Raw genomic sequence first — 13,008 nt, forward strand, 5'->3', positions numbered from 1 at the left:
ATTTTGAATATTTTCCTCCCCGTCTCCCTGCCTCCCTGTGAATTTTCCGAAGAATTCGAGTGGATGCCTCGGGGTCGCGACGTCAGGTCCAGTTGCAGAACTCGAGCGAATCCGGGTCCGAGGCGACCTGGACTTCCACTTCAGCGCAGTCGACAGGCTCGTAGGAGTCGAACCCCTCGCCCTCCGGCGCCGTGACGCACTTGCCGCAGCCGAACCCGGCCGGGAAGCTCTCGGACCAGTCGAACCCCTGGCCGGAGTCGTCACGCCAGACGATGACGTGCCGCGAGCTCACCCCAAGGAGCGCTGTATCGAGCACGTCGGCGTCGATCTCGCCCCCGGGCACCTGGGTGCCCGGCGCGAGGAGCATGACGAAGCCCATGCCGACACCGTTGCTGTTGAGCGCCTCGCGCGGCGGCGCCGACCCGAAGCCGACGGTGAACGTCGCGCCGGAGCGGCTCCCCTCGCCGAAGCTGAAGCCGTAGTCGGGGCTGGACGAGCTCACGATCCAGACGACGGCCACCACGGCGCCCTCTGGAGCCGCCTCCCCCGTGATCGGTCCGGTGACCGTGAATCCCCCCGCCCCGCCGCCCTCTCCCGCGCTGCCGCCCGGGCCTCCCTGCGTGTCATCGGAGCATGCGGGCAAGGCCGACATCACCCCCATCAACCCTGCGAACACCCATCGTGCGCTCTTCATATCCACCATCGAGCACGGCGCGCTCCACGACGGAAGCGAACCGCACTGTTTCCAGGGCGCGGAATCCTGCTCGATCCGCCCCGTTCACTCATGTTGAAGACCTGTTCCCTCACGCGACGCGAACGGGCTCACTCCGAGAGCGCCGCCGCGATCGTCGCGTCGAGCCCGGCGCCACGGCCCTCGAGGAAGCGCGCATCGTCGACCGCCTCCCCCAGCGCCGCGCGCGCGGCCTCGACGCACGCCTCGAGCGCCGGCCGCTCGATGGGCGGCACCGGCGTGCCGATGGCCTCGCGGAGCGCCGCGGCGCCGCCGAGCAGGCGCGCGCCGCGCTCCGCCTTCCCCGCCCGCACCGCCGCGCACGCCAGCGCCTCCAGCACGCTCGCGGAGCGCCAGAGATCGCCGAGCTCCCGGTGCAGCCGCAGGCTCGCCCGCAGGCGCCGCTCCGCGAGGGCGAGATCGCCGCGCTCGATGGCGATGAGGCCCAGGATGTTGCTCGTCCAGGCGATCCCCTCCTTGAATTTCACCTGCCGCGACAGGCCCTCGCTCTCCTCGCAGAGGCGTGCCGCGTCGCCGAGATCCCCGCGGTAGAGCGCCGCGCAGCCGAGGTAGAGCAGCGCCGTCGCGGTCCCCTCGCGATCGCCCGCGCGGCGGAGCTCCGGCAGGGCGAGGCGGCACGCGCCCTCCGCGCGCGCGGTGTCGCCCGAGAGCCACGCCGCGAAGCCCGAGTAGCCGAGCGCGCGCGCCGCCTCGAGCGTGTCGCCGCGGCGCGTGGCCAGCGCGAGGCTCTCGCCGTGCAGCGCGAGCGCGCGCTCGTAGTCGCCCTGCTCGCGGGCGACGCTCCCGAGGATCTGGATCACCGAGGCGAGCCCGCCCTCGTCCCCGAGCTCGCGGTAGAGCGTCGCGCCCCGCTCGAGCAGCGCGCGCGCCTCGCGGTAGTCGCACTGGAGGAGCGCGAGCCTCCCCGCGCCCCGGAGCGCCGAGGCCACGTGCTCGGGCGCGACGCCCGCGGCGCCCGCGAGCGCCCGGCCGAGCCACGCGCGGCCCTCCTGGTAGTGCCCGTGGATGTACCAGAACCGCGAGAGCGCGGCGGCGAGGCGCACCGCGGCGCCCGCGTCGGCCCCCGCGAGCGCGAGCTCCAGGGCGAGGCGGAGGTTGTCGTGCTCGAGATCGAGCGCCGCGAGCCACGCGGCCTGCTCGGGCCCGCAGAGCGCCTCGGCCGCGCGATCGGCGAGCTCCAGCGACAGCTCGACGAAGCGCCGGTTGCACGCCTCGGCGGCGCCCTCCTCCGCGAGCCGATCGAGGCCGTACTCGCGGAGGATCGTGAGCATCTGGAACCGCGGCTCCTCACCGGCGACCTGGAGCACGAGGCTCTTGTCGATCAGCGACTCGAGGATCCCGAGCGTGTCGAGCGCCGGATCGCGGGAGGCGCACATCTGGTCCGCCATGGCCAGCGAGAAGCCGCCCGCGAACACGGCGAGCGTGCGGAAGGCGAGCTGCTCCTCCGGATCGAGGAGGCCGTAGCTCCAGTCGATGGCGGCGCGCATGGTCTGCTGGCGCTCGGGCAGATCGCGCGCGCCGCCCGTGAGCAGGCGGAACGAGCCCGCGGGCGCGGAGGAGCGCCCGGCGGCACCGCGGTCGCCGAAGCGCGAGAGCAGCGCCGCGGGGGTGAGGACCCGGAGGCGCGACGCGGCGAGCTCGATCGCGAGCGGCAGGCCGTCGAGGCGCGCGCAGATCTCCACGATCTCCGCGGCGTTGTCGGGGCCGAGCTGGAAGCCGGGCTTGATCGCGGCGGCCCGGCGGCAGAACAGGCTCACCGCCGAGCTCGCCAGCGCGGCGTCCACCGTGACGTCGCGCGGCTCCGGCACCTCCAGCGGCGGCACGACGTAGCGCCGCTCGCCCGAGAGGTTCAGCGCGGCGCGGCTCGTCACGAGGAGCGAGAGGTGCGGGCAGCTCGCGGCGAGGTGCGCGATCGCCGGCGCCGCGGCCGTCAGGTGCTCCAGGTTGTCGAGCAGGAGCAGCAGGCGGCGGTCGCGGAGGAACTGGACCACGCGCTCGAGATCCGGCCGCGCGCCGCCCTCGCCGAGGCAGAGCGCCTGCGCGATCGCCGAGGGCACAAGCGCCGCCTCGCGCAGCGACGCGAGGGGCACGAAGCAGACGCCGCCGGGGAACGCGGGGACGAGCTCCTCGGCGACCTGGAGCGCGAGCCGGGTCTTGCCGGTGCCGCCGACGCCGGTGAGCGTGAGCAGGCCGGCCTCGGGGTCGAGCAGGAGCGCGGCGATCTCGGCGCGCTCGCGGGCGCGGCCCACGAACGGCGTGCGCTGGACCGGCAGGTTGTGGCGCGGCCGCTCGGCCTCCGGCGAGCCGAACAGGCCGAGCGGCGGCGTGCTGTAGGAGCCGGGCGGCGGCGGCGAGGTGCCGAGCGGCGGCGCGCCGTAGGAGCCGAGCGGCAGCGAGGTGCCGGCCGGCGAGGTGCCGTGGGGGCCGAGCGGTGAAGTGCCGTGGAGGCCGGGCGGTGAGGTGCCGTGGACGCCGGGCGGTGAGGTGCCGTGGAGGCCGGGCGGCGGTAAGAACCGGTCCGAGTCGCGGTGCGCGCCGCCGGGGCGCGCCTGGGGCGGGGCCTCGACCGTGCCCGCGAGCTCGATGGTGTCGGTGCTGAGCATGCCCGCGGGCACGCCGCCCCCGGGCGGCGCCGGCCCGCCGGTGCCGGGCGGCTCGACGGCCGCCGAGGAGCCCTCGAGCGCTGCCCGCAGCGCGAGGCTCTGCTGGCGGACCGAAGGGAAACGCCCGGCCGGGTCGCGGTCGCACGACCGCAAGAACCACGCGTCGAACGCGGGCGGGAGCCACCGCCAGCGCGTCGACGGCGGGTAGAGCCGCATCACGAGGAGCGCCGCCATCAGCTCGGCCATGCTGTTCGCGGTCCAGTAGATGTCGCCGGTCAGGAGGCGGACGGCGATGAGGCCGATCGCCCACACGTCCGCCGCGGGGCCGATCTGGTCCGAGCGCCCTCGCGCCTGCTCGGGGGCCATGTAGATGGGCGTGCCGATCGCCGTGCCGGTGGCGGTGATCCCGCCCGACGCGCCGAGCGCGCCCGGCTCGACCGCCTTGACCAGGCCGAGATCGAGGATCTTCACGCGCTCCTGCCCGTCGTCGCCGATCGCGAGGAAGAGGTTCGCGGGCTTGAGATCGCGGTGGGAGAGGCCCCGCGCGTGGGCGAGCTCGAGGGTCTCGGCGACCTCGCCGAGCCAGCGCTGCACCTCGCCGGGCGAGCGCCTGCCCTGGGTGGTGACGATCTGCTCGAGGTCGTGGCCCCGGAGCAGCTCCATCACCAGGAAAGGGGCGTCGTCGAGCTCGCGGGCGAAGCCGGCGTCGAGCATGCGCACGAACCCGGGCGCGTCGAGGAGCCGCATGGCCCGGATCTCGCGCTCGAACCGGGAGGCCGCCGCCGTGCCGGCCGCGTGTGTCCGGAGCAGGACCTTCACCGCGACATGGCCGCCTCCGTCGAGGTCGTCGGCCATGTACACAACGCCCGCGCCGCCGCGGCCGATCTCGCTCAGGAGACGGTAGCGGCCACCAAGGACGAGCGGGCAATCCGGAGAGAACATGAGGCGGCCGCGACCGGGACGAGCTCGGGGGGCCGCGGCGCGGGCAGCTTACCACAGAGGGCGCCGATGCCCGCGCCGCCGGCGGCCTCCGCTCTGCGTCGATGTCTCGGCGCGAGGCGTCCGGGCGATGCTTTCGCGGGGCGCGCCTGCGGGAGGAGAGGGCATGTCCATGACATTGAACAACACGATTCGCCCTGGCGGTGGGCGCCACCGGACGAGCGATATCCACAGCAGCGCCGCTGACAGATCCCTTCTCGAGGAGCTCATCGAATGATGCCTTCTTTTCCCATGGCGGGTCCGGTCACGGCGCCTCCGGTCCCGGGAGGACTGGACCGTTTCGGCCCTGCGCGCCCGCGCCGCGCGGAGCGCCCCCTCGCGCGGCGCATCGCCGGGGCCTCCTCGCTCGTCGGTGCGTCGGGTACCTGCTGCTCGCGTCCCTCCGGGACGGATGAGCTTGTCCCCTGCCGCGCGGCCCAGTAGCATCCGCTGCCTCGGCCCGAGCGAGCGTGTGGCCGGGACACGGAGCGACCCATGGCCCTTGCGCCCCCGCGTGACCTCGTCAACCTCGAAGCGACCATCGCATCCGGCGACGCGCTCGACGTGCGGCGCTTCCAGGTCGACGAGCGCATCTCGTCCCTCTTCGAGGTCTCCCTGACCGCCGTCTCCGAGAACCCTGACATCGACTTCGAGTCCGTGGTCGGCCAGCCGATGAGGTTCGTAGTCCGCGGCCGGCACACCCGCGCGTGGACCGGTGTCTGCAAGGATCTCCAGCAGACCGCGGTCGAGGAGCGCGGCGTGTCCACGTATCAGCTCTCGCTCGTGCCCGCGCTGTGGCTCTCGAGCCAGCGGCGCAATCACCGCATGTTCCAGCTCATGTCCGAGGTCGACATCGCGCTCGCGCTCCTCGGCGATTGGGGGGTCTCACCGAAGCTCAAGCTGAGAGACACCTACAGGAAGCGCAAGTATCGCGTCCAGTACGGCGAGAGCGATTACACCTTTCTCTGCCGCATGCTCGAGGACGCGGGCGTGAGCTTCTATTTCGACGCCGAGGACGGGGAGAGCCAGCTCGTCCTCGACGACGCCCCCCAGACGAACCCGCGGCGCGCGCCGATCGCGTTCCGCGATCACCCCACCGCGGCCGACGCCGAGCACGTCACCGAGGTCCGCATCGGCCGGGCGCTGCGCCCCGGCAGGTACACGGTGCGCGACGTCGATCACCGGCGGCCTCCCACCTACCCGCTCATCGCCAGCGCCGCGGCCTCGTCCGACGTCGAGGAGAGGCTCGAGCGGTTCCACTACGTGCCCGGCGCGTTCGTCTACGAGGGCGGCGCCGGCGAGAGCACCCCGGCCGCGGACGACAAGGGCAGATACCGGGCGGACGAGGGCGAGGGCGCCGCGCTCGCGGCGCGCCGCCTCCAGGCGAAGCGCGCGTCTGCGCGCACCGTCTCGTTCGACACGAACGCCCTCGATCCCGCGCCGGGGGCCGTCCTCTCCTTCCTCGATCACCCGAAGCGCGAGCTCGGCCCCGAGCGCCCCCTGCTCGTCGTCGCGTCGCGGCTCTCGGGCACCAGCTCGGGCGAGTGGGGCCACGCGTGCACCGCCGTGAGCGCCGAGGCCCCCTACCGGCCGCCGCTCTCCACGCCGAAGCCGAAGGCCGTCGGCGTGGAGAGCGCCACCGTGGTCGGTCCGCCGGGCGAGGAGATCCACGTCGACGAGTTCGGCCGCGTGCGCGTGCACTTCCACTGGGACCGGGAGAGCACGATGGACGACGGCTCGTCGTGCTGGATCCCCGTGAGCCAACCCTGGGGCGGCGCCGGCTACGGGGGCACCAACCTGCCGCGCGTCGGCCAGGAGGTGATCGTCGACTTCCTCGGCGCCGATCCGGACCGGCCGGTCATCGTCGGCCGCGTCTACACGCGCCTCCAGCAGACGCCGTACAGGCTGCCGGACAACAAGACGCAGAGCGGCATCAAGACCAACTCGACCACCGGCACCGGCGGCTACAACGAGCTCATGTTCGAGGACGCCGCCGGCAGGGAGCTCCTCCGGATGCAGGCGGAGCGCGACCTCGACAAGCTCGTCAAGCACGACGAGACGGTCAGGATCGGCAACGACCGCGTGAAGCAGGTCGGCCACGACGACACGCTCACCGTCGGCCACGACCGGAGCCGCAACGTCGGCAACGACGAGACCGTGCACGTCGGCCGCGACGAGTCGCGCGTGGTCGGCGGGGACCGCTCCCGCTCGGTCGGCAACGACGAGTCGGTGACGATCCGCAACAACCGCTCGAAGACGATCGGCGGCAACGAGGACGCGGACATCGCCGGCAACCAGAGCCAGGTGGTCGGCATGAACAGGACCTCGCAGGTCGGCGGCAGCCAGGGCGTCCAGATCGGCGCCGACGCTTCCATGAGCGTGGGCAAGAGCATGAGCGTGGAGGTCGCGCTCTCCAAGGCCGAGACCGTCGGGATCAGCTCCTCCGAGTCGGTCGGCAGCGCCAAGGCGCTCACGGTCGGCCAGCGCTACGAGGTCACCGCCGGCAAGACGATGCTCGTGCAGGTCGGCGACGCCTACGACCTCACCTGCGGCGCCAGCGCGATCCACGTCGACGCCGCCGGCAACGTCACGATCACCGCCGGCGACGTCGCGATCAAGGCGAGCGGGCCGGTGCTCGTCGAGGCCGGCGGCACGGTCAAGGTGCAGGGGGGCACCGTCAACATCAACTGACGATGGCGCCGATCTCCCTGCCCGACGTGCTGGAGACCCACGCCGACGCCGCGATGTTCCTCCGGGCGCAGCGGTCGCGCGCCGCGCGATCCCGGACGCACGGCCTCGCGCAGCTCGCGCCGCTCGACGAGCGCCTCGAGGCGCACCTCGACGGCCTGCTCCTCGCGGCGGAGGGCGGCGACGACGCGGCCGGCGCGGCGCGCCGCGCGGGGGGCCGCTTCGTCGAGGTTTTCCTCGCGATCCGCCTGCGGAGCGCCCCGCTCCTCCGCGACGCCGCCGAGCGCGCCGGGCTCGGCCCTGGCGTGGCCGGCGGAGAGCGCGACGTCGTTGCGGCGCTCGGCTGGGCCCCCTGGTCCGACGCGGACGCGGTCACGGCCGAGCCCGCCGGCGGCCGCGCGGACGCGCCGCTGGCCCTGCTCCGGCTCCACGCCCAGCGCGCGCACCGGCGCGATCCCGGCGACGCGCTCCCGCGGGCGACCCTCGCAGGCGATCCCCGGCTGCGGGCCGCCGCGCTGCGCGCCGCGGGCGAGCTCGGCCGGCGCGACCTCACCGGCGCGCTGCGCGACGCGCTCGACGACCCGGACGCCGGGTGCCGCGCGTGGGCGGCGTGGTCGGGCGCCCTGCTCGGTGATCCGCGGTGCCGGCGCGCCCTCCCGGCGCTCGCGCGCGCGGGCGAGGCCGAGCTCGCGGAGCGCGCGCTCGAGCTCGCTGTCCGGGTGCTCCCGCCCGGCGAGGCCGAGGCGCTCATCCGCGAGATCGCCGCCGCGGGGGGCGAGCGGCGCGCGCTCGCGGCGGCGGCCGCGTGGGGCGACGCGCGCGCCGTGCCGTGGATCCTCGCGCTCGCGGACCGGCCCGACCTCGCGCGCCTCGCGGGCTGGGCCTTCTCGGCGATCACGGGCGTCGACGTGGCCAGGGGCGAGCTCGCCGCGGTGCATCCGCCCGGCTTCCGGGCGGGCCCCACCGACGATCCGTGGGAGCGCGACGTCGGCATGGACCCGGACGCGCGGCTCGCGTGGCCCGACGCGGGGAAGCTCCGCGCCCGCTGGGCCGACCTCGCGGGGCGCTTCGACCAGGGGGCGCGGCACCGGCTCGGCCGGCCGATCGACCGCGCCGCGCTCCACGACGCGCTCTTCGACCCGGCGCACGCGGCGCGCGTCCCGCAGGCGCTCCGCGCGGGCGCGGCCCTCGACCTCGCCGCGCTGGAGCCTGGGCGCGCCCTGTTCGAGGTCCGCGGTCCATCCTTCCGCCAGGCGCGGGCGCTCCGCCCCGCCGGACGCCCCGACGAGGCCCCCCGTGTGGCAGCTCGTTAACCACACGCCGTACGCCGCGGAGCGCTGCTTCGCCCGCGACCGGCGCGGCGCCGAGGTGTGGCTGGTCGCGGTCAAGGGGACGTTCGCGATCCGCGACGACGGCACGACCGAGGTCGCCGACGCGCAGGAGCCGGTCGCCCTGGCGCCGCTCCACTTCGGCGACCCGGACCGGTCGAGCCTGCGCTACGACGCCGATCTCGTCCTGACGAAGCCGGGCACGGACGTCCTCGTCCACGGCCGCGCCCACGCGCCGAACGGCAAGCCCGCGGCGCGCGTCGAGGTGGGCTTGCGCTGCGGGCCGATCGCGAAGCGGCTCGTCGTCGTCGGCGATCGCACCTACCGCCGCGGCGTCCTCGGCGTCGTCCCGTCGGAGCCGGAGCCGTTCGTGGAGATGCCGATCCGCTACGAGCGCGCCTTCGGCGGCGCCGACCCCGAGACCTCGGCGCGCGAGCCGCGCAACCCGGCCGGCGTGGGCTTCGCGGAGCGCGCCCAGCGCCTCCTCGGGCGGCCGGCGCCGAACATCGAGGACCCCGGCGCGCCGATCTCGTCGGCGAAGGATCGCCCCACGCCCGCAGGCTTCGGCCCCCTCGCGCGCGGCTGGGCGCCGCGCCGCGCGCTCGCCGGCACCTTCGACCGCGCATGGGAGGAGGAGCGCATGCCGCTCCTGCCGGCCGACTTCGACGATCTCTTCTTCTTCGGGGCGCCCGCGGATCAGCGGGTCCCGGGCTTCCTGCGCGAGGGGACGCCGGTGGATCTGCTGCACCTCACCCCCGGCGGGCTGCTCCGGTTCCGGCTGCCGAGGACGAGGCCGTGCTTTCGCACGTCCTTCGGCCGGGAGGCGGCGGAGCACAGGGCCCGCCTGCACACGGTGATCATCGAGCCGGACGCGCGCCGCGTGATCCTCGTGTGGCACACGGCGCTGCCCTGCCACGGCAAGGAGCACCGCCTCGAGCACACCCGCATCTGGGAGAAGACGTATGTCTGATCGCGGCGGAGATCGCCGCGCGGAGGCGGCGCCGTGACCGTGACCGTGACCGCCGCGCCCCCGGCCGTGGCCGCGCCCGCCGCGCCGTCGGCCGTGATCCTCGGCTTCGGCGGCTGCACCGCGTCGGCCCCGTCGGCGGTCGGCTCCTGCGCCGCCGCGCGCGCCTCGGTGTCGCACTTCTCGCTCTGCGAGCACGCCCCCGTCGCTGGCCGGCACGCCTTCACGATCGCGGCCGCGCCCTACCTCCCGCCGTGGCGCCCCGCGGACGAGCCGCCCGTGACGGTCCGCCTCGCGGCGCTCGCCGCCCGCGCGCTCGACGAGGTGGCCGCGGGCCTGCCCGTGGCGCCGCGCGCCGCCGTGCCCGTGCTGCTCGGCGTCCCGTCCCCGCGCCCCGGCCTGCCCGACGACGCGGTCGCCGCCGTGAGCGCGCGCGTCGCCGCGGCGCTCGCAGCGAGGGGCGTGTCCGCGGCCGTCGAGCCGTTCCCGCTCGATCACGCCGCCGGCCTCGCGGCGCTCGCACACGCGGTCCAGCGGATCGAGGCGGGGGCGGCCGAGGTGTGCCTCGTGGGCGGCGTCGACTCGTACCTCGCCGCGAGCACGCTCGCCTGGCTCCACGAGCGGGAGCAGCTGAAATCCGAGCGCAATCGGTGGGGGCTCGTCGCCGGGGAGGGCGCGGGGTTCTGCGTGGTCGCGTCCCGGGCGCTCGCCGAGCAGCGGGTGATCGCCCCCGCCGCGGCCGTGCTCGCGGCCGCGACGGCGCGCGAGGAGGTCGCGCCGCGCGCCGAGACCCCGTCGCTCGGCGCGGGCCTGACCGCCGCGCTCCGGGCCGCGCTCGCGCCGCTCGGCGAGCGCGCGGTCGTCGACGAGGCCGTGTGCGACCTGAACGGCGAGCGGTGGCGCGGCGACGAGGCGGGCTTCTCGATCCCGCGCGTGGCCCGCCGCCTGGCCGAGCCGGGCCGCATCACCGCGCCCGCGCTCGCGTGGGGGGACGTCGGCGCGGCGTCCGGCCCGCTCTACCTCGCCCTGTCGGCGCACGCCGCCGCGCGCGGCGCCGCGCGGGGGCCCCGCGCCCTCGTGTGGACGAGCGCCGACGGCGGCGCGCGCTCCGCCGCGCTCCTCGAGCACCGCTGCGTCGGGAGGGAGTAACCATGCCGGTCACGATCAACGTCAACGGCCTCTCGCTCTGCCACCGCGGCAGCGACGGGATCTCCGTCGCGACCGCGCCGGACGTGTGCCTGACCCCGCCGGGCGTGCCCGTCCCGTACCCGAACATCGCTTATTCGGCGGACCTCGCGGGCGGGACCGGGACGGTGTTCGCGGACGGGGGCAACTCGATCGCGCACAGACCATCGATCTTCGCCACGAGCACGGGCGACGAGCCGGGCACGATGGGCGGCGTGGTGAGCGGCACCTTCATGAAGGAGGCCAGCTGGCTCACCTTCTCGGCCGACGTGAAGATCGAGGGGCACGCGGCCTGTCGGCTCACCGACAAGATGCTCCACAACCACGGCAACACGTTCAATTGCGCCGGGGAGCAGCAGCCGCCGGTCGGCGGCAACGCCGACTGCGCTGCCATGTGGAAGCAGGTGCGCAAGGAGGTGGACGACGTCCTGCGCCGGGGCGGGGACCGCAATCCGATCTTGCGCAACAAGCACATCACCGCGGCGTACGCGAAGATCTACAGAGAGCACCCCGAGCTCAAGTGGGCGGGCATGGGCGCCTTCGTCTCCAAGGAGGCCGGGTGCGGCATGAAAGAGGCCGTGGAGCTCTACAGGGACAACCTGGGGCTCGGCGAGGTCAAAGCCGGTATCAGGGAGGCGGCGAGGGCCGTGCTGCGCGGGCTCGCGGCCGGCAACAAGGCGATTTTCAGGGACATCTACCCGCAGTTCCTGTTCTACGCGAAGTACGGGAACGACGCGCTGCAGCGGTGCGCGGCCGCCGGCGGCATGACGCCAGAGATGAAGCAGGCGTTCAACCTGTTCGCGAAGGGCGACAAGGCGAGCATCGAGAAGGCGACCTTGCTGGTCGCGACCCAGGAGCAGGCGGTGACGCTCCAGAACGTCATGAAGAACGATCCCCTCTTCGTGAGCGCGCTCATCGGGAACAAGGTCGGAAACGACCTGGTCGTCGGTCGGCTGTTCGGCGCGAAGAACCCGGACGTATACCTGTCCGCGAGCTGCGGCGGCGGCCCCAAGGTGCCCTTCAATGGGAATATCATCGACGTGCAGGACCGTATCGACATGGCGATACGCGTCTCCCAGGCGTTCGACAAGCTCCAAGAGAAATGGCCGAAATGGATGAGCGTGGAGTTCTTGAAGCTGGAAGGCAAACAGGTCCTCACGTCGTCGCCGCCCAACTACCCCGTACCGCCGGTGGGGACCGTGCTGCCGTGAGAGGCTGGAGAGGATCGCGCGCATGAGCCCCGGTGAGCCCCCTACCGTCCGGTTCACCCTCGGCGAGGGCGTCGAAGCGCTCCTCGCCGAATCGAGCTACCCGTTTCCCCGCCTCGTCGAGCTCCACGCCATCGATCTCGTCGCTGTCACCGAGGTCGTCCGCTGCGTCCACGCGCGGGCGCCCGGCGGCTTCGACTTGCCTGAGGCGGCGCTCGTCGCGCTCCGCTTCGTGGCGGGCAAGCTGACGAGCGCGCGCATCTGCCCCCACGTCGGGCCGCTCTCGGACGCCGAGGCGGCGCGGGTGAGCGAGCAGGTCGCGGCCCTCGTGGGCCGGGCGGGCTGGAGGCGCGTGCCGGGCCTGGGCACGGCGGCGGGTGCGATCAGCGCGGAGCTCGCCGACCCCGACACGCCCATCGATGCCCTGATCCTCGTGGGCAAGTGGATCTACGGGGACGACGAGGTGCTGATCGAGGTAGAGCGGTCGGGATCGGCGGAAGTCCCGGGAGAGCCGACGCCCGCGCCGACGAGCCTCGTGCGGGTGCGCATCGAGAACGCCCCGCTCGTGGAGCGCGCGATCGCGGAGGTAGCGGACACCGGTAGCGAGATCATCTGGAGACGGCGAGCGGAGGAGGACGCGCCATGAGCCAGGCGAAGGCAGAGAAGGGTGGACCGCCGGCCGCGGCGGACGCCCCGGCGGATGAAGGCGAAGAGCTGCTCGAGCTCGTGCTCCTCCCGCCCCCCCGGGAACGCATCGAGGGCATCGTGATCGGCCGCGTGATCGAGGCCCTGGACGGCGTGCGCGTCGCCTTCCCGGGGACGCCCGAGGGGGTCGCGGCGCGCGCCCTCGCCGGGCCGAGCTCGCTGGTCCCGGGCGCCGAGGTCGCGCTCCTGTTCGAGGAGGGGGATCCGTCGCGCCCGGTGATCCTCGGCAGGATGGCGGAGGGGCTCGGCGCGGCGCGCTCCGCCGCTGCCGCGAGCCCGCCCGGCGCCACGGCAGCCACGCCGGGCGACGCCGCTGCGCCGGACGACGCCGCCGCGACGGGCGCGGCGGCCAGCCTGCAGGTCACCCGCGACGGGGAGCGGCTCGTCCTCACGGCCGAGCGCGAGATCGTCCTCCAGTGCGGCGAGGCCAGCATCACGCTCACGCGCGCCGGGAAGATCCTGCTGCGCGGCGCCTACGTATCGAGCCGCGCCACGGGCGTGAACCGGATCCAGGGCGGCTCGGTCGAGATCAACTGAGCTCCCGCCCAGCGCCGGCGGCGGCCGCCGCTGGCAGGCCTCCGCGCGCCCCGCCCGG

9 protein-coding genes are annotated in these 13,008 nt (G+C 74.6%); 7 read left to right on the plus strand and 2 right to left on the minus strand.

Features of this window, described 5'->3' with window-relative positions; genetic code table 11:
- Nucleotides 1–82: 82 nt before the first annotated feature.
- Nucleotides 83–694, minus strand: coding sequence for a hypothetical protein (locus WMF22_RS28390; protein WP_438031809.1), 612 nt, complete (start codon nucleotides 692–694; stop codon nucleotides 83–85).
- Nucleotides 695–822: 128 nt separating this feature from the next.
- Nucleotides 823–4,296 carry a protein kinase domain-containing protein gene (locus WMF22_RS28395; RefSeq protein WP_438031810.1) on the minus strand — a complete coding sequence of 1,158 codons (3,474 nt, stop codon included), beginning with the start codon at nucleotides 4,294–4,296 and terminating at the stop codon, nucleotides 823–825.
- A gap of 531 nt (nucleotides 4,297–4,827) precedes the next feature.
- Here WMF22_RS28395 and WMF22_RS28400 point away from each other — a divergent pair.
- From WMF22_RS28400 to WMF22_RS28430, 7 genes are read left to right on the plus strand one after another with little or no spacing between them, the layout of a single operon-like run.
- Nucleotides 4,828–7,023: a type VI secretion system Vgr family protein gene (locus tag WMF22_RS28400; protein WP_437293133.1), complete on the plus strand. Its 2,196-nt coding sequence runs from the start codon at nucleotides 4,828–4,830 to the stop codon at nucleotides 7,021–7,023.
- A 2-nt stretch (nucleotides 7,024–7,025) separates the two neighbouring features.
- A complete protein-coding gene (locus WMF22_RS28405; protein WP_438031811.1) occupies nucleotides 7,026–8,333 on the plus strand; it encodes a TIGR02270 family protein in 1,308 nt (435 codons plus the stop codon).
- On the plus strand, nucleotides 8,317–9,318 hold the full coding sequence (locus tag WMF22_RS28410; RefSeq protein ID WP_437293135.1) for a DUF2169 family type VI secretion system accessory protein: 1,002 nt from the start codon (nucleotides 8,317–8,319) through the stop codon (nucleotides 9,316–9,318). The genes WMF22_RS28405 and WMF22_RS28410 overlap by 17 nt, the downstream gene beginning before the upstream one ends.
- A 33-nt stretch (nucleotides 9,319–9,351) precedes the next feature.
- Entirely contained in the window at nucleotides 9,352–10,464 is a 1,113-nt protein-coding gene (locus WMF22_RS28415) for a beta-ketoacyl synthase N-terminal-like domain-containing protein (RefSeq protein ID WP_438031812.1), read from the plus strand.
- A 2-nt stretch (nucleotides 10,465–10,466) separates the two neighbouring features.
- A complete protein-coding gene (locus tag WMF22_RS28420) occupies nucleotides 10,467–11,711 on the plus strand; it encodes a DUF4150 domain-containing protein (RefSeq protein ID WP_437293137.1) in 1,245 nt (414 codons plus the stop codon).
- A 22-nt stretch (nucleotides 11,712–11,733) separates the two neighbouring features.
- Nucleotides 11,734–12,354 (plus strand): hypothetical protein, encoded by a 621-nt coding sequence (locus tag WMF22_RS28425; protein WP_437293138.1) that lies wholly within the window; start codon nucleotides 11,734–11,736, stop codon nucleotides 12,352–12,354.
- A complete protein-coding gene (locus WMF22_RS28430) occupies nucleotides 12,351–12,950 on the plus strand; it encodes a DUF6484 domain-containing protein (protein WP_437293139.1) in 600 nt (199 codons plus the stop codon). The genes WMF22_RS28425 and WMF22_RS28430 overlap by 4 nt, the downstream gene beginning before the upstream one ends.
- The last annotated feature ends 58 nt before the right edge of the window (nucleotides 12,951–13,008 follow it).

This window comes from Sorangium sp. So ce204, assembly GCF_051526795.1.
Taxonomy (GTDB): Bacteria; Myxococcota_A; Polyangia; order Polyangiales; family Polyangiaceae; genus Sorangium; species Sorangium cellulosum_B.

Excerpts from the sequence above, each read along its gene's own strand:
- WMF22_RS28405 (WP_438031811.1), top strand. The coding sequence starts at position 7,026 with ATGGCGCCGATCTCCCTGCCCGACGTGCTGGAGACCCACGCCGACGCC.
- WMF22_RS28390 (WP_438031809.1), bottom strand. The coding sequence starts at position 694 with ATGAAGAGCGCACGATGGGTGTTCGCAGGGTTGATGGGGGTGATGTCG.
- WMF22_RS28430 (WP_437293139.1), top strand. The coding sequence starts at position 12,351 with ATGAGCCAGGCGAAGGCAGAGAAGGGTGGACCGCCGGCCGCGGCGGAC.
- WMF22_RS28395 (WP_438031810.1), bottom strand. The coding sequence starts at position 4,296 with ATGTTCTCTCCGGATTGCCCGCTCGTCCTTGGTGGCCGCTACCGTCTC.
- WMF22_RS28420 (WP_437293137.1), top strand. The coding sequence starts at position 10,467 with ATGCCGGTCACGATCAACGTCAACGGCCTCTCGCTCTGCCACCGCGGC.
- WMF22_RS28400 (WP_437293133.1), top strand. The coding sequence starts at position 4,828 with ATGGCCCTTGCGCCCCCGCGTGACCTCGTCAACCTCGAAGCGACCATC.
- WMF22_RS28425 (WP_437293138.1), top strand. The coding sequence starts at position 11,734 with ATGAGCCCCGGTGAGCCCCCTACCGTCCGGTTCACCCTCGGCGAGGGC.